This is a genomic window from Micromonospora endolithica, from assembly GCF_003626595.1.
Classification (GTDB): Bacteria; Actinomycetota; Actinomycetes; order Mycobacteriales; family Micromonosporaceae; genus Micromonospora; species Micromonospora endolithica.
In genome coordinates this window covers 298748-315494 of the sequence record NZ_RBAK01000007.1, presented here as the reverse complement: position 1 = coordinate 315494, position 16747 = coordinate 298748, and the positions used below count along the sequence as shown (strand labels likewise).

The 16747-nt window shown below is 71.7% G+C and carries 12 protein-coding genes and 1 pseudogene; 4 read left to right on the top strand and 9 right to left on the bottom strand.

Annotation, left to right across the window (positions count from 1 at the left end):
* Positions 1–8 precede the first annotated feature (8 nt).
* Entirely contained in the window at positions 9–2423 is a 2415-nt protein-coding gene (gene pcrA / locus D7223_RS19605) for a DNA helicase PcrA (protein WP_120729846.1), read from the bottom strand.
* Positions 2424–2736: 313 nt separating this feature from the next.
* Here pcrA and D7223_RS19600 point away from each other — a divergent pair, with 313 nt between their 5' ends.
* Entirely contained in the window at positions 2737–3084 is a 348-nt protein-coding gene (locus D7223_RS19600) for a chorismate mutase (RefSeq protein ID WP_120729845.1), read from the top strand.
* Positions 3085–3340: 256 nt separating this feature from the next.
* On the opposite strand, the gene D7223_RS19595 is transcribed toward D7223_RS19600, so the two are convergent.
* The 7 genes from D7223_RS19595 to D7223_RS19565 all read right to left on the bottom strand — a co-directional run bounded on the left by D7223_RS19595 (position 3341) and on the right by D7223_RS19565 (position 11767).
* Positions 3341–4351 carry an ABC transporter ATP-binding protein gene (locus D7223_RS19595; protein WP_120729844.1) on the bottom strand — a complete coding sequence of 337 codons (1011 nt, stop codon included), beginning with the start codon at positions 4349–4351 and terminating at the stop codon, positions 3341–3343.
* Complete coding sequence (locus tag D7223_RS19590) at positions 4344–5381, bottom strand: ABC transporter ATP-binding protein (RefSeq protein ID WP_120729843.1); 1038 nt, start codon at positions 5379–5381, stop codon at positions 4344–4346. The genes D7223_RS19595 and D7223_RS19590 overlap by 8 nt, the downstream gene beginning before the upstream one ends.
* Positions 5382–5386: 5 nt before the next feature.
* Positions 5387–6328: an ABC transporter permease gene (locus tag D7223_RS19585; protein WP_120729842.1), complete on the bottom strand. Its 942-nt coding sequence runs from the start codon at positions 6326–6328 to the stop codon at positions 5387–5389.
* Positions 6329–6405: 77 nt separating this feature from the next.
* Positions 6406–7419, bottom strand: a complete 1014-nt coding sequence (locus tag D7223_RS19580) for an ABC transporter permease (protein ID WP_120729841.1) — start codon at positions 7417–7419, stop codon at positions 6406–6408.
* A 100-nt stretch (positions 7420–7519) separates the two neighbouring features.
* Positions 7520–9160 (bottom strand): peptide ABC transporter substrate-binding protein, encoded by a 1641-nt coding sequence (locus D7223_RS19575; protein WP_120729840.1) that lies wholly within the window; start codon positions 9158–9160, stop codon positions 7520–7522.
* A 724-nt stretch (positions 9161–9884) separates the two neighbouring features.
* A complete protein-coding gene (locus tag D7223_RS19570) occupies positions 9885–10571 on the bottom strand; it encodes a response regulator (RefSeq protein ID WP_186832340.1) in 687 nt (228 codons plus the stop codon).
* Positions 10571–11767, bottom strand: coding sequence for an ATP-binding protein (locus D7223_RS19565; protein WP_238162127.1), 1197 nt, complete (start codon positions 11765–11767; stop codon positions 10571–10573). Before D7223_RS19565 ends, D7223_RS19570 begins: the two co-directional genes overlap by 1 nt.
* A gap of 241 nt (positions 11768–12008) precedes the next feature.
* Here D7223_RS19565 and D7223_RS19560 point away from each other — a divergent pair, with 241 nt between their 5' ends.
* The 3 genes and pseudogenes from D7223_RS19560 to D7223_RS19550 all read left to right on the top strand — a co-directional run bounded on the left by D7223_RS19560 (position 12009) and on the right by D7223_RS19550 (position 15681).
* Positions 12009–13691, top strand: a complete 1683-nt coding sequence (locus D7223_RS19560; RefSeq protein ID WP_120729838.1) for a PspC domain-containing protein — start codon at positions 12009–12011, stop codon at positions 13689–13691.
* Positions 13692–13809: 118 nt separating this feature from the next.
* Positions 13810–14043: pseudogene (locus D7223_RS19555) on the top strand (hypothetical protein); the annotation flags it as partial.
* 384 nt (positions 14044–14427) lie between these two features.
* Positions 14428–15681, top strand: coding sequence for a phosphatidylserine decarboxylase (locus tag D7223_RS19550; RefSeq protein ID WP_120729837.1), 1254 nt, complete (start codon positions 14428–14430; stop codon positions 15679–15681).
* Positions 15682–15742: 61 nt separating this feature from the next.
* Here D7223_RS19550 and D7223_RS19545 read toward each other — a convergent pair whose 3' ends face one another.
* Positions 15743–16663, bottom strand: a complete 921-nt coding sequence (locus D7223_RS19545; protein WP_120729930.1) for a CDP-alcohol phosphatidyltransferase family protein — start codon at positions 16661–16663, stop codon at positions 15743–15745.
* Positions 16664–16747 lie beyond the last annotated feature (84 nt).

Sequence of the window (16747 nt, the reverse complement as noted above, 5' to 3'; positions counted from 1 at the left end):
CGGCCCGGTCAGAGCTTGTCGATCGGGGCGTGCCGCAGCACCAACCACATCGTCTGGTCACCGAAGTCGATCTGTGCCCGCGCCCCGGGGCCGTGCCCCTCGACGGCGAGCACCCGACCCAGGCCGTACCGCTGGTGGTTGACCCGGTCCCCGACCGCCACCTTCGGACCCTGCGGCAGCTCGCTGGCCGTGGTCAGCCGGCTCGCGTCGACGCCGATCCGCCGGGCCAGTTGCTCCGCGCGGGGCGTGCCGCCGGTGAAGCCGCCGCGCCCGCCGGACACCCGGTCCGCACGTCCGCCGACGCCACCGCCTCCGCCGGCCCACGAGGTGTACGACCCTTCGGTGCGCTCCCAGCGCACCAACTCGGTCGGCAGTTCCTCCAGGAACCGCGAGGGCGGGTTGTAGGCCGGCTGCCCCCAGGCCGAGCGGGTGACCGCCCGGGAGAGGTAGAGCCGCTGCCGGGCCCGGGTGATGCCGACGTACGCCAGTCGCCGCTCCTCCTCCAGCTCGCGGGTGTCGCCCAGCGAACGCAGGTGCGGGAAGACGCCGTCCTCCAGGCCGGTCAGGAAGACCACCGGGAACTCCAGGCCCTTCGCGGTGTGCAGGGTCATCAGGGTGACCACGCCCTGGTGGTCGGGGTCCTCGGCGGGGATCTGGTCGGCGTCGGCGACCAGCGCGACCTGCTCCAGGAAGCCGGCGAGGGTGGCCCGCTCGCCGTCGGCGCCGGTCGCCTCGACGCGCTCGGTGTATTCCCGGGCGACGCTGACCAGTTCCTGGAGGTTGTCGACCCGGCCGGCGTCCTGCGGGTCCAGGCTCTCCTCCAGCTCGGTCAGGTAGCCCGAGCGGGTGAGCAACGCCTCCAGCACCTCCTCCGGGGTGCCGGTGTCGGCCAACTCCCGCGCCCCGTCGAGCAGGGCGACGAACTCCCCGATGCCGTTGGCGGCCCGGGTGGAGATGCCCGGGGCTTCCTTCGCCCGGCGCAGGGCCGCGCCGAAGGAGATCCGGTCCCGGCTGGAGAGCGCCTCCACGCAGGCCTCGGCGCGGTCGCCGATGCCGCGGCGCGGGGTGTTCAGGATCCGGCGCAGGCTCACCGTGTCGTCGTCGTTGACCACCGCGCGCAGGTAGGCCAGCGCGTCGCGGACCTCCTTGCGCTCGTAGAAGCGCACCCCGCCGACCACCTTGTAGGGCAGGCCGACCCGGATGAACACCTCCTCGAAGACCCGGGACTGGGCGTTGGTGCGATAGAAGACCGCGACGTCGGCGGGGCGGGTGTCCCCCTCGTCCACCAGGCGGTCGACCTCCCGGCCCACCCAGTCGGCCTCGGCGTGCTCGGTGTCGGCGACGTAACCGACGATCGGTTCCCCGGCGCCCGCCTCGCTCCACAGCCGCTTGGGCTTGCGCGAGGTGTTGCGGTCGATCACCGCGTTGGCGGCGTTCAAGATGGTCTGGGTGGAGCGGTAGTTCTGCTCCAGCAGGATCGTCCGGGCGTCGCCGAAGTCCCGCTCGAACTCCAGGATGTTGCGGATCGTGGCGCCCCGGAACGCGTAGATCGACTGGTCGGCGTCACCGACCACGCACAGCTCCGCCGGCTCCAGCCCTTCGGTGCCGGCGACCAGCTCCTTGATCAGCACGTACTGCGCGTGGTTGGTGTCCTGGTACTCGTCGACCAGCACGTGCCGGAACCGCCGGCGGTAGCTCTCCGCGACGTGCGGACGTGACTGGAGCAGGTGCACCGTGGTCATGATCAGGTCGTCGAAGTCCAGCGCGTGCGCCTCGCGTAGCCGCCGCTGGTAGAGCGTGTAGGCCTCGGCCAGCGCCCGCTCGTTGGGGCCCTTGGCGCGGCCGGCGAACTCCTCCGGGTCGACCAGCTCGTTCTTCAGGTTGGACACCTGGGCGGCCAGGCCGCGCGCCGGATAGCGCTTCGGGTCGAGATCCAGCTCGCGGGTCACCATCTGCATCAGCCGGCGGGAGTCGTCCGCGTCGTAGATCGAGAAGGTGGACTTCAGCCCGGCGTGCTCGTGCTCGGCGCGCAGGATCCGGACGCACGCGGAGTGGAACGTCGACACCCACATCAACCGGGCGCGCGGACCCACCAGGTGCGCCACCCGTTCCTTCATCTCACCGGCGGCCTTGTTGGTGAAGGTGATCGCGATGATCTCGCCCGGGTGCACGTCCCGGGCGGCGAGCAGGTAGGCGATCCGGTGGGTGAGCACCCGGGTCTTGCCCGACCCGGCACCGGCCACGATCAGCAGCGGCGAGCCGGAATGGGTGACCGCGTCGCGCTGGGGCCCGTTGAGCCCGTCGACCAGTTGCCGCGGGTCGAGGTGCGCGGACGGCCCGGGCCGGCGGGGCGGGGTCCGGGCGGGCTCCGGCGCGGACTCGGGCGCGGGCGGGGACACGGGGATGTCGAAGAGAGGATGCATCGCACGGCGAGTCTATGCCGCCCGACCGACGATCCCGCCCACCCACACCCACGGGTAAGGAAGGGCCCCTTGTTAACGCCTCCGGTAGAGCAGGGGGCCCTTGTTAACACGTTTCCTTGCGCGGCCCGCCTCCCGCGCGGCATACTCGACGACGTGTTCGATCAGCGCTTCTACTTTTACTACGGCACCGGGAGTCCGGCAGCCGTAGGTCGCGCCTGATCGACTAGACCTGCGAAAAGCCCCGGGCTCCCGAGCCCGGGGCTTTTTCGTCCCGGGATCCGGGCACCGGGCACGACGTCCGAGGGGTACGACGATGATGACAGACGTGGCGGAATCGAACGGCAGCCTGGCACGCCCGCAGGCCGAGGGCACCGGGAGCGATCCGGGCGATCCCCGAACCGGCACCGCGGAGCCGCTGGCTGCGGCCCGGATCGCCGAGACCCGGCGGCGTATCGACGAGATCGACGGTCAGTTGATCGAGCTCTGGCTGGAGCGCGCCCGGCTGTCCCAGGAGGTCGGCGCGACGAGGATGGCCTCCGGCGGCACCCGACTGGTGCTCTCCCGCGAGCAGGAGATCCTGGAGCGGTTCCGCACCGCTCTCGGCGCGGACGGCACCCAGGTCGCCCTGTTGCTGCTCCGGGCCGGCCGCGGCCCGCTCTGACGTCCCGGCCGGAGGGCCGCATCTCGGCGGCCAGCGCCGACGCCCGGCGGGAGCGGCCCACCCTTCCGCGAGCCGCGCCGACGCCCGGCCGGCGCAGCACACTCCCGACCAGCCGCGTCGACGCCTCGACCGGAGGGCCGCCGGAACGAGGACCGGGGCGCCGACCGTTGTGCGGTCGACGCCCCGGATCACTGAGGAGGCACTACCTTTCACCGCCGGTCCGGTCTGCGGTGGCCGGGCGGCGGCGCCTGGGCGGCTACTCGGCCGCGTGCACCACGTCGCGTACCTCGGCGAAGTGGCAAGCGCTCGGGTGCGGCGACTTGGCCTGGGGCTCCAGCACCGGCTCTTTCTCGGCGCAGATGTCCTGGGCCTTCCAGCAGCGGGTCCGGAACCGGCAACCCGACGGCGGGTTCGCCGGCGACGGCACGTCACCGGTCAGGACGATCTGGTCCCGCAGACCGCGAAGCCTGGGGTCCGGAACCGGCACCGCCGAGAGCAGCGCCTGGGTGTACGGGTGGGTCGGGTTCTCGTAGATCTCGTCCTCGGTGCCGATCTCCACGACCTTGCCGAGGTACATCACGGCGACCCGGTCGGCGATGTGCCGCACCACGGACAGGTCGTGCGCGATGAAGATGTACGACAGACCCAGCTCGTCCTGGAGCTTCTCCAGCAGGTTGATCACCTGCGCCTGGATGGACACGTCCAGTGCGGAGACCGGCTCGTCGCAGAGGATGATCTCCGGGTTCAGCGCGAGCGCCCGGGCGATGCCGATCCGCTGCCGCTGGCCGCCGGAGAACTGGTGCGGGTACCGGTTGATGTGGTCGGGGTTGAGACCGACCAGCGCCAGCAGTTCCTGCACCCGCGCCCGCCGCTTGTCGCGCGGCAGCACATCGGTGTGTACCTCGAACGGCTCGCCGACGATGTCGCCGACGGTCATCCGGGGGTTCAGCGAGGTGTACGGATCCTGCATGACCAGCTGGATGTTGCGCCGGCCGCGACGCCGCTCGGCGCCGCCCATCTTCGCCATGTTCTTGCCCTGGACGAACAGGTCGCCGGAGGTCGGCGTCTCCAGGCCGACCAGCATGCGGGCCAGCGTGGACTTGCCGCAGCCGGACTCCCCGACGATGCCGAGGGTCTCGCCCCGGCGCAGCTGCAGGTTGATCCCGTCCACCGCGCGGACCGCGCCGACCTGCTTCTTGAAGACGATCCCCTGGCTGAGGGGGAAGTGCTTCACCAGGTCACGGGTTTCCAGTACGTAGTCACTCATCGCCCTTGACCTCCTTCCAGAAGTGGCAGGCCGCGGTCCGGGCCGACGACACCTGGTACAGCGGCACCGGCGGGTCGTGGCGGCAGACGTCCTGCGCGTAACGGCACCGCGGGTTGAACGCGCATCCCCGGGGGATGTTCGTCAGCACCGGCGGCAGCCCCTTGATGGCGCTCAGCTCCTGGCCCTTGAGGTCCAGTCGCGGAATCGACTCCAGCAGGCCCTTGGTGTACGGGTGGGCCGGGCTGGCGTAGATGTCGTTGACCGGCGCCTCCTCGATGACCCGACCGGCGTACATCACCGAGATCCGGTCCGCGACGTCCGCGACCACGCCCATGTCGTGCGTGATCAGCACCAGGCTCATGTTCCGTTCCCGCTGGAGTTCGGCCAGCAGCGCCATGATCTGCGCCTGCACGGTGACGTCCAGCGCGGTGGTCGGCTCGTCGGCGATCAGCACCTCGGGGTCGAGGGCGAGCGCCATCGCGATCATCACGCGCTGCCGCATGCCACCGGAGAACTGGTGCGGGTACTCGTTCACCCGCTGCCGGGCCGCCGGGATCTTGACCAGGTCGAGCAGCTCGATCGAGCGGGCCTTGGCGTCCTTGCGGGACATGCCCCGGTGCTTGCGGAACAGCTCACCGAGCTGGAACCCGACGGTGAAGACCGGGTTCAGCGCGGAGAGCGCGTCCTGGAAGATCATGGCGATCTTGTTCGCACGTACCTTGCGGCGCTGCGCCTCGGGCAGCTTGAGCAGGTCGACACCGCGGTAGAGGATCTCACCGCCGGTGACGAACCCGGGCGGGGTGTCCAGGATGCCCATGATGGCCTGGGCGGTGACGCTCTTGCCGCAGCCGGACTCACCGAGGATCGCTCGGGTCTCGCCTGGTTGCAGGTCGAAGCTGACACCGTTGACCGCGTGGGCGATGCCGTTGCGGGTCCGGAACTCCACGTGGAGGTCCTTCACCTGCAGCGGCATGGCGTTCGGGTCGAGGCCGGGAATGGCGTCCATCTTGACGTTCACATCAGTGCTCATGGCGCTCACCGGAACTTCGGGTCGAGGGCGTCACGCAGGGCGTCACCCATGAGGATGAAGGACAGCACCGTGCCGACCAACAGCCCGCAGGGGAAGAGCAGCAGCCACGGGTCCTCCAGGAAGTAGACCTGGTGAACCGAGATCATGATGCCCCACGACTGGGCGGGCGGCTGCAGGCCGACGCCGAGGAAGGTCAGCGTGGCCTCCGCGGCGACGAATGCGCCGAGCACGATCGTCGCGTAGACCAGCATCGGGGCGATCGCGTTGGGCAGGATGTGCCGGAACATCAGGCGGCCGTTGCCGGCGCCCACCGCCCTCGCCGCCTGCACGTAGTCCAGGTCCTTCCCGGAGATCACGCTGCCGCGGATGATCCGGGCGATGACCGGCCAGGTCAGCAGGAACAGCACCATGGCGATGGTGTACGGGTTCTGCCGCTTGATGACGGTGAGGAACACGATCGCGCCGAGCAGGAACGGCAGCGAGAGGAAGATGTCCATCACCCGGGAGATGATGGTGTCGACCCAGCCGCCGTAGTAGCCGGCGAGCAGGCCCAGGCCACCGCCGATCAGGACCATCGCACCGGTGGCCATGATCGCGATGATCATCGAGGGACGGGCGCCGTAGATGGCGTGCGAGTAGTAGTCGCAGCCCAGGATGTCGAAGCCGAACGGGTGGTCCCCGCTCGGGGGGATCCGGGATCGGTCGGTGCTGCAGGCGCGCGGGTCCTGGCTGGTCCACAGCGACGGGAACGCCGCCATCGAACCGACCACGAGGACATAGAGGAAGGAGAGCATGAACACCGGGTCCCGGACCAGCTGCCGCCGGGCGTCCGCCCACAGGCTCGCGTTGTGGTCCTTGCCGCCGGTCTCCGGGGTCTCCGGCGCCGGTCCGTCGCCGCCCACCGGGGCACCGCCGATCGCGGTGCCGGCGCTGGTCAGGTCACTCATGTCCACACCTCGTTTCGCTCTGCCCTGCGGCGGTCGGGAGACCCTGCCCCCACCGCCGGTCACTCACCATGCTCCGGTCACTCATAGCGGATCCTCGGGTCGAGGACGGCGTACAGGATGTCGACCAGCAGGTTGGCGATCAGGACGACCAGGACCAGCATCGTCACCACGCCGATGACCACGGAGGACTCGCCGGTGCGGGCGGCGAGTGTCACCAGCCGACCGATGCCGGGCACGTTGAAGATGGTCTCGGTGACGACCGCGCCGGCCATCGAGGAGCCGATGTCGACGCCGATGAAGGTGATCACCGGGATCAGCGAGTTGCGGAGGGTGTGCACGCCGATGACGCGCTTGTTCGCCAGGCCCTTCGCCCGCGCGGTCCGGACGTAGTCGGCCCGCAGGTTCTCCATGATGCTGGTGCGGGTGAGCCGTGCGGTGGTGGCGAGCGAGACGGCACCGAGGACCATGCCCGGGATGATCAGGCTGGCCAGTGGGTAGTCGGGCTTGAAGCCGGGACTGAAGACGCCCCGCGAGATGACCTCGGGGATCCACTCCTGCCCGCGCAGGACGTTGCCGAACTTGACCCCGACGAACTCCCGGACGACCAGGCCGAGCACGAAGATCGGCACCGAGATCAGGAAGACCGTGCTGATCTTCACCAGGTTGTCGGCGAAGCTGCCACTGCGGAGTCCCGCCCACACGCCCGCGGCGATGCCGACGATCGACTGGAAGAGGATCGCGATCACCAGCAGCTTGAGCGTGTAGGGGAGCGCGTCACTCACCAGTTCGGTGACCGGCCGGAGCCGCAGGTTCACCCCGAAGTCGGGATTGAGGCTGAAGATCTTCTGCATACGGTCCAGGAACAGACCGAAGCAGGGGTTGCCCTTCTGATCCAGACAGGGGTCGCCGTAGCCGAGCCGTTCGGTGACGGCCGCGAGCAGCGCCGGCGGCGGGGTCCGGTCGCCGAAGATCGCGCGGACCGGGTTACCGCTGAACTGGATCGCCAGCGAGGTGATGTAGTGGAGCAGGAACATGGTGCCCAGCACGGTGGGAATGAACTGGAGCAACCGTCGGATGACGTAGCGCCCCATGACGGGGTCTCCTCTCGGCGCTGACGTGGCGGCAACGATCACCCGGTGGGGAGACCGTTGCCGCCACGTCGTGTTACGGCTGGATCCGAAGTGCCGAAGCTCAGTTCTGCTTCAGCGAGATTGAACCGTAGTCGGCGTCCGAGACCTTGTTCCAGACGAACTTGTCGACGTTCTCGCTGTAGACGGCCGCTTCCTTGCGCCACCACATCGGGAGCACCGGCAGGTCTTCGAGGATGAGGTCCTCAGCCTTCTGGTAGAAGGGGATCGCCTCGTCGATCGAGTTGGCGCCGTCGCCCTGGGTCAGCAGCGAGTCGAACTCCGGGTTGGCGTACGTGGAGTTGTTGCTGTCCGCGCCGGTGCTGTAGAGCGGGGCGAGGAAGGTCTCCAGGTACGGGTAGTCCGGGCCCCAGCCGAGACGGAACGGGCCGGTGAACTTCTTGGCGTCCGCGGTCTCCAGGTACTGCGCGAACTGGAGGTTGACCTTCAGCTCGTAGTCGATGCCGAGCGCGGCCTTGATCTGGTCACCCACGGCCTGGAGCCACTGGTCGTGGCCGGCACCGGCGTTCGCCCAGAGCGTGAGCTTCTGACCGGCCGGCCAGCCACCCGCCGCAGCCAGGAGCGCCTTGGCCTTCTCGACGTCCTTCTTGCAGTACTGGCAGACGTTCTCACGGGCGCCCTGGAAGGACGGCGCGATGAAGCCGGTGGCCGGGGCCTGCCGACCGTCGAAGACGGCGTCGATGATCGACTGCCGGTCGATCGCCAGCGAGAGGGCCTGGCGGATCTCCTTCTTCTTGAAGGCGTCGTTGTAGATCGGCATGCCGACGTAGGTCAGGCTGTCACCGGCCAGCTCGAAGAGGCGGTCGCCGTACTGGCTCTTCGCCTCCTTGTAACGCGCCGGCGGCAGCGTGTACATGACGTCCAGCTCGCCGGACTGGAACGACGCGTACGCGGCGTCGACGTCGGCGAAGATCCGGTAGGTCAGCTTGTCGGCCTTGCCCGGCTCACCCTTGTAGGTGTCGCTGCGGACCAGGTTGATGCCGACGTTGTGCTGCCAGCTGCCCTCGATCTTGTAACGGCCGTTACCGATCGGGGTCTCGTTGCACTTCTCCGAGTCGTCGACGCACGCCTTGGCCATCGGGGAGAAGCCCGGGTAGCCGATGGTGGTCGGGAAGCCGGAGAAGGGCGTGTCCAGCTCGACGGTGAAGGTCAGGTCGTCGACCTTCTTCAGGCCGGACAGCTCCTTGGCCTTCGGCTCGGGCGCCTTCTTCGGGCCGTCGCCGTCCGGGTCCGTGGACTGGAGGTCCTTGAAGCCGGCGATCTTCTTCATGAAGTAGCCGTTGTTCTGGCCGTTCGGGCTGTAGGCCGCGAAGTTCCACGCCCGGATGAACGCGTCGGCGTTGACCGGCTCACCGTTGTCGAAGGTGTAGCCGCTCTTGACCTTGATCGTCCAGAGCTTCTGGTCGGTCGACTCGATCGACTCGGCCAGGTCGTTCTCCGGCGCGCCGGTCTCGGCGTTGTACTTGACCAGCTGGCTGTAGAGCTGGCGGATCACGTACAGCGACGGCTCGTCGTCGCCGGCGGAGGGCAGCAGGAACGCCGGCTCCGCGTTGTAGATACGGAGTTCGCCGCCAGCCTGGCCGGCCGCGTCGTCCGACGAGTCATTGCCGCCACCGCTGCAAGCGGTGGCCAACATGGTGGTGGCGGTCGCCGCGACCGCCACCTTCAGGAATTTCCCGCGCATGGGAGTGCCTCCTCAGGGCGCTCATGCTCACGAGGGGGTTGTGAGGTGCCTGCCACTGTGACACCCGATGCGTCATGGCGGGAAGGCGTGTTATCAACCCGATACCCGCCCGGGACGGTGCCGACATCGATCCGGAGGCGCGTCGCGGTCGCCCGGCGAAGCATGGTAGGACCTGCGCGAACAACGCTCGCGCGCGCTGCGGAGGCCACCAGGAGCGGTACGCGCGCCGTTCTCCCGCTCCGCCCCGCCACCGACCGTCGTCCGGTCGGTGCCGGCGATTTTCGCCCATCCGGGGGATGCCGTCGTCGGCTGTGCGGGCACCGCCGCCACCTGGCCGGACGACGGGATCGCGGTTTCGTACCTTCCAGTCACCGAGGGTGACGTCGGCTGTCCCCACGCCGGCCGGTGCCACACCCCCCCACTGCTTCCACGCCGGGCGGGCGCGGCGCCTCCGACCGGTCCCGACGCGCGCGCAGGCGGGGGCCATCCGGCCGACCGGGAACCCCGACCGCCTGCCCGACGGCCAGGTGACGGCGGGGTACGGTCCCTGGACGCGCGTGATCGCCCACCGACCGGCTGGCCGCCGGCACCGGGCAGTGGGTCGTCCGGAGAGGTCCCGGTACGCCGACGGCGCGGACGGCGGGCCACCCCGCCGGAGTCACCGAAGGTTACCGAGGTAGAGGTCCCACCGGGACGGCAGCGCGCACCTGCGGCGATGGGCCCGTCACACCAGGCGACGGTCCGCGGCCCACCGGGACAGCTCGTAGCGGTTGGACATCTGGAGCTTGCGGAGCACGTTGGACACGTGCGTCTCGACCGTCTTGATCGAGATGTACAGCTCCTTGGCGATCTCCTTGTAGGCGTACCCCCGGGCGAGCAGGCGCAGCACCTCGCGCTCCCGGTTGGTGAGCTGGTCCAGCTCCGGGTCGGCGACCGGCGCGTCCGGCCGGGCCGCGAAGGCGTCCAGCACGAAGCCGGCCAGCCGGGGGCTGAACACCGCGTCGCCGTCGGCCACCCGGCGGATCGCCGCGGCCAGCTCGTCCGGTGAGATGGTCTTCGTGACGTAGCCCCGGGCGCCGGCCCGGATCAGCCCGATCACGTCCTCGGCCGCGTCGGAGACGCTCAGCGCCAGGAACTTCACCTGCGGATGCGTACGCCGCATGGCGTCCAGCACCGCCCGGCCGCCGCCGTCGGGCATGTGCACGTCGAGCAGGACCACGTCGGGTTGCGTCACGCCGATCCGGGCGACCGCCTCGGCCACCGTGCTCGCCTCGCCCACCACCTCGACGTGCGCGCCCAGTTCGGCACGGACCCCGGCCCGGAACATGGCGTGGTCGTCGACGAGGAAGACCCGGAGCCGCTCCGGCTCCGCACCCGTGTCCTCGGTCGGCTCCATCGACAGCTCGCCCATCACTTGTCCCTCTCCGCCGTGGCCTGGTCCTTGCTGATCGGCAGGATCAACCGAACCTCGGTCCCCTCCCCCGGCCCGGACCGGATCTCCGCCCGGCCGCCGTGCCGCTTCATCCGTCCGATGATCGAACCGCGGACGCCGTGCCGGTGGTCCTCCACCGTATCCGGGTCGAAGCCCTTGCCCCGGTCGCGGACGAAGACGCTGACCTGATCGGGCTCGACCTCCGCGTACAACGAGACCGTCTGCACCCCGGCGTGCCGCGCGGCGTTCACCAGCGCCTCCCGCGCGGCGGCGACCAGTGCGCCGACCCGCTCGTCGGTCTCCCGGTCACCCACCACCACCGTCTCGACGGTGATGGCGAAGGTGTCCTCGACCTCCGCGGCGGCCTGCTCCAGCGCCGCCGCGAACCGCTCGGTCGGTGACGCGGTGGGCTTGTAGAGCCAGTTGCGCAGGGACCGCTCCTGCCCCCGGGCCAGCCGCTGGACGGTCTTCACGTCACCGGCGTTGCGCTGGATCAGGGCGAGGGTGTGCAGCACCTGGTCGTGCACCATCGCGGCCAGTTCGGCCCGCTCCTGCTCGCGGATGCGCCCCTCGCGCTCGGAGCGGAGCTGGTTGTAGGTCCGCCAGAGCACCGGCGCGGCCACCACACCGACGCCGGCCAGGCCGACCAGCGCGAAGATCACCCCGTTGAGCACCGCGTCGAAGTTCTGCGCCGGGGAGTAGACCGCCGCGACACCGATGATGCCGACCGCGACCAGCACGCCGCCGCCGATGAACCGGAGTACGAAGGCACGCCGGTCGCTCTCCTCCACCACCGCGCCCAGCCAGGGCACCGGCAGCGAGTCACCCCACTGCCGGCGGCGTTCCGGCGCGGACTGGTGCCAGATCACCCCGGCGCCCACCGCGATGATGGCGACCAGCCAGCCGGCGGTGCCGGCCGCGCCGATCGAGTCGAACACGACCATCTGGAGGACGAGCACGACCAGCCCGATCGCCACGAACGGGAGCAGTTGGCCGACGTCCCGACGGGGCGGCGCGGAGGTGTCGCCGGGCCGCAGCGGCACCACCGCCCAGAAGGCCGCGTAGAGCAGCAGGCCGAGCCCGCTCAGCCCGAGCAGCACCATGAACGCGACGCGCACCCGCAGCACCGAGATGCCGAGGTGCTCGGCGATGCCGACGGCCACCCCGGCGGCCATCCGGTGCTCGGGGGCGCGATAGAGGCGTGCTGGCTGGGTCACGGCGCTGATCGGAGACTCCCCTGGTCACGGTGGGTACGAACGCGGGCGACGGTCCGCCGCCGACGCCGGTTCGATCGTCACACGCGCGCCGCCGCACGACCACGGGGACGCCCCCGACATTCGACCCCGCGCTATCTCAGGGTGGGGTCAGGGTCGCCTCCTGAGGTCGGCGGGCACGACCAGGGAGCAGGATCGGGGCATGAACTCCGACGCCGACCAGCCCCCGGTCCCGGGAGCGGCGCAGCCGGGCGGGCCGCCGCCGGTGGCACCGACCGCCGAAGGGACACCGTTCCCGCCGTCCGGCGCGGCCGGGCCGCGCGTCGCAGACCCCTCGGGGGCGACGCCACCCCCGTTCGGCGCCGCGCCGAGCATGCCGCCACCGGTCCCGCCCGGGGGCACCGGCTTCACCTCGCGGTACGGGCTGGTGCGTCCCCGTGACGGCCGCTACCTGGCCGGCGTCTGCGCGGCGATCGGGCGGGCCACCAACACCGACCCGGTGCTGTGGCGGGTGCTCCTGGCGGTGCTCGGGTTCTTCGGCGGCATCGGCATCCTGGTCTACGTGGCCGCCTGGCTGATCATCCCCGGTGAGGGCGACAGCGCCTCCCCGGTCGAGTCGATGCTGGGCCGGGGTCGGTCCAGCATGTCGCCGGTCACCGTGATCGTGCTCAGCATCCTGGTCGCGGCCAGCTTCGCGTACATCGTCACCGACGCCTTCCGCGCGCTGCTGCTGGGCGCGACGATCCTGATCGGCGGCTCGCTGCTGCTCAACCGCGAGGACCGGAGCCGGGCGGCCGGCGGCGCGACGTCGCCGGGCCCGGTCGCTCCACCTCCCGGTCCGGTCCCCCCGGTCACCCACCCCGGCCCGGACCGCACACCGCCGTCGGCGGGCGCCGGGCCCGTCGCACCCCCCGTCGCGCCGGGGTACGTCGTACCGCCCGCGCCCGCCCCGGCGGCGGCCGCCGGTCAGGTTCCCGGCCCACCGCCCCCGGTCGCCGGCGCACCGTCCGCCCCGGCGGTGGAGTTCCCGGCCCAGCCCGTCTCCCCCACCCGAGGGGCACCCGTCGGCGCCCCGACCTCCGGCTGGCCGGCGCCGGCCTTCCCGGGCTGGCCCGCGCCGCCGGTCGTGGGCACCCCGGCGGCCACTCCCCCAGCGCCGCCCGGCTACCGGCCGCCGTTCGCCCCGCACGGCCCGTACGCCGGGCCGCCGCCCCCGGCCCCACCACCGCCGGCCAAGCCGCCCAAGCGGCCCCGGGAGCGGTCCCCCCTCGGCGCGGTCACCTTCTCGCTGATCTTCCTCGCCCTGGGCGTGGTGGCCGTGCTCGATCTGCTGGCGGTCTTCGACGTGGGCGCGTCGGCGTACTTCGCGGCGGCCCTGGCCACCATCGGCCTCGGACTGCTGGTCGGCACCTGGTTCGGCCGGGCGCGCTGGCTCATCGCGCTCGGCCTGGTCACCGCGGCGGCCCTGGCGGTCGCGACGGTGGCCGACTCGTACGACCGGATCCGTGGCGTGGACGGCGCGGTGACCTGGGCACCCGGCAGCCACGCCGAACTGGCCACCCGGTACGAGAACACCTTCGGCGACGCCGTCCTGGACCTGCGCGCGGTCGACTTCGCCGGGAAGGACACCGAGATCACCGTCTCGATCAACTTCGGCGAGGCGACCGTGGTGGTGCCGCCGAACGTCGACGTGACCACCACGGCCGACGTCAACGCCGGCGACGCCACCGTCTTCGGCCGGCGGTACGGCACGCTGGACGAACGCGCCGGAGGCGTGGACGGTCCGCTGCGGGAGACCACCGACGTGGGCGTCGACGGCGCCGGCGGGGGCCGGTTGCGGCTGTTCATCCACGTGAACGCCGGCGATCTGGAGGTCACCCGGTGAGTGCGAGGAGTGAGCCGGGTTTGCGAGCCCCGCAGTCGCGAACGAAAGACGGCCCGGTGAGCGCCGGGAGTGAGCCGGGGTGGCGAGCCCCGCAGTCGCGAACGAAAGAGGAGGCGCCGTGAGGGCCCACCGTACCGATCTGGTGTCTCTCGCCTTCGGGATGCTCTTTCTCGGGTTCGCCGCCTGGTGGCTGCTGGCCCAGATCCTGGGGCTCGTGCTGCCGCCGGTCGGCTGGTTCCTGGCCGGCGCGCTGTTGCTGGTCGGTGTGCTGGGGCTGGTCGGCGCGTTGCGGTCGGCCCGGTCGCCCCGTCCCGCCCCGGTGGCGCCGTCCGACGGCCGGCCGGTCGTCGGGACCGACGAGTGGCCCACGGCGGTCGTCGACCGGGACGACGCCGCGGACGAGTGGCCCACCGCGGTCACCGACCGTGGCGACCGTGCCGACGAGTGGCCCACGGCCCCGTTCGGCGGCGGCTCCGCCACGGCGTCCGGCGCGACCGAGGACGCCGACGACCGGTGGCCCGACGGGCCGGTTCCCGGTCGTGACGACGACCGGGACCGCCACCTCGGCTGACCGGCGACGGTGCCGAGGCCCGTCATGGCCGCCTATGCTGGCCGGTGGAGACCCGCCTCCGCCGGCCCGGCCCCCGCGCCGCCGGGTCGCCTCCGGCCGACGCGTCGCCGGCCGGGGCGGTTCCACCGCGATCGATGTCCCCACCTCGTCAGGAGCCCGTCCGACATGACCCAGTCCCCCGCCGTGCGCATCCCCGGCCAGCCCGGTCCGGTCCGCATCGGCGAGCGAGCCGCCCGTACCCTCGTCGCCGAGCTCGCCCGGATGAACGACCCGAAGGCCGCCCTGCTGGTCGGCACGGTCCCGGAGTCCGCGGTGCTGGCCGCGGCGATCGACGCGCTGCTGCCGGGTGACTCGCTCACCCTGGTGCCGGCCGCCTCGACCGACGCCCGGCTGCTGCGCGAGCACGTCACGGCACAGGGGCGCTGGGTCGCCGACCGGGTCCGGGTGGTCGACTCCGTGGCCGAGGCGGAGCCCGCCGCGGTGGTGATCGCGGGCGAAGCGTTCGCCGGCACCACGGAGGAGACCCGCGCGGCGGTGGCGGAGCTGGCCAAGTACCTCGCGGACGGCGCGGTGCTGAGCGTGGCGACCCCAGCGACGCCGGGGCGTACCGCGGGCGCGGCGGCCGAGCTGGAGCGCCAGGGCGCGCTCTACGGGGTGGGCAGCGACGTGGTGCTGCGCAACACCCCGCCGCTGCGGGTGCACCGGTTGCGTTTCGCCCCGGCCGAGGCCGGTAGTGCGGACCGGCTGGCCCCGGCCTACCGGCCGTCGAGCGTGCCGCTGACCCGGGGCATGCACATCGACTCCAACGGCGTCGCCGCCGCGGGGATCACGCTGGGCCTGGCCGCGTTGGCCCGGCTGGCCCGACCGAAGTCGAAGTTGTGGCTGCTCCCGGCACTGGCCGCCGCTCCGGTCGCCGCCTTCTTCCGGGATCCGCAGCGGGATGTGCCGGAGGACCCGTCGGCGGTGGTCGCCTCGGCCGACGGTCAGGTGCTGTCCGTGCAGCGGCTGCAGGACGAGCGGTTCGGTGACGGCGAGTGGTTGCGGATCGCGGTGTTCCTGTCGGTGCTCGACGTGCACGTCAACCGCGCCCCGGTCGCCGGCAAGGTGGTCGACTACTTCGTGGCCGACGGTGGGTTCGTCAACGCGATGAAGCCGGACGCCGAGCACAACGTGGCGGCGTACACCGTGCTGGACACCTCGCGCGGCACGGTCGTCGTGGCGCAGCGCACCGGGCTGATCGCGCGGCGGATCGTGCAGCGCGCGCCGATCGGCGCGCTGCTGGCCAAGGGTGAGCGGTTCGGGCTGATCCGGTTCGGCTCCCGCACCGACGTCTACCTGCCCGCCGACGCGGCCGAGCCGCTGGTCGGCCCCGGCGACAAGGTGATCGGCGGGTCGACGGTGATCGCCCGCTGGCGCTGAGTACCCCGACATCGAAGAGGGGCGCCGCGGGATCGCGGCGCCCCTCTTCGGTGCGTACTCCTCAGGCGGTGCGGCGGTGACGCAGCCAGAGCACCGGCCCGCTGACCAGGTAGCCGACCACGATCAGGGCGAAGGTGACGCGTACGTCGATCAGCGCGCCGATCACCGGGGCGAACCAGACCCACGGCGGGAGCTTGACCAGCCGGGCGAGCTTGGCGTACGGGAAACTGGACACCATCGCGAAGGCGAGCAACGCCACTCCGGTGACCAGGAGCAGGCCGGGGATCGGCAGGCCGATGGCGACGGTCAACGCGAGCACCGCGGCGGCCATCGTGGTCGGCACCCCGCAGAAGAAGCGGCCGTCCTTCGGCGAGACGTTGAACCGCGCGAGGCGGATGGCGGCGCACGCCGCGACGAGCGCGCAGGCGACCGCGGCGGCGGCCGGCGGCACCGAACCGGCGAGCGAGGCGTAGACCACGACCGGAGCGGCGAGGCCGAACGAGCACATGTCGGCCAGCGAGTCCATCTGGGCACCGAACGGGCTGGCGACGCCCAACCGGCGGGCGAGCGCACCGTCCAGGCCGTCGAAGGCGACGCAGGCGATGAGGCACAGTGCCGCGACCCGGGCCTCGCCCTGCATGGCGAGGAAGATCGCCAGCATGCCGAGCATCAGGCTCGCCAGGGTGCAGGCGTTGACCAGGGCGAACTTCATCCGGCGAGCCATCGTCCGCTCGCCGGGGAGCAGTGGGATCGTCCCCGCCGACGCGTCGTCGACTCCCGCCGAGGGCGCGAGCGCGGGACTGACCGGGGCGATCGCCTCGACCTGCGCCTGGCCGTACCGGTTCAGGCCGTACCGGCGACGCGGCCGGTCGGTGTACCGGGGCTCGGGCAGCGTCCGGTCGGTGGCTCCACGCAGGTCGCCGTCGCGGCGACCCACCCGGACCAGGAGTACCTGCCGGGCGAACGTGCTGCTGCGGCGCAGCGGGCCCGCCCAACGACGCCCTGCGGGGCGCGGACTGTCAGTGGTACGACGCCGGCGCCAGGGGGCTCTCGGCACGTTTCCTCC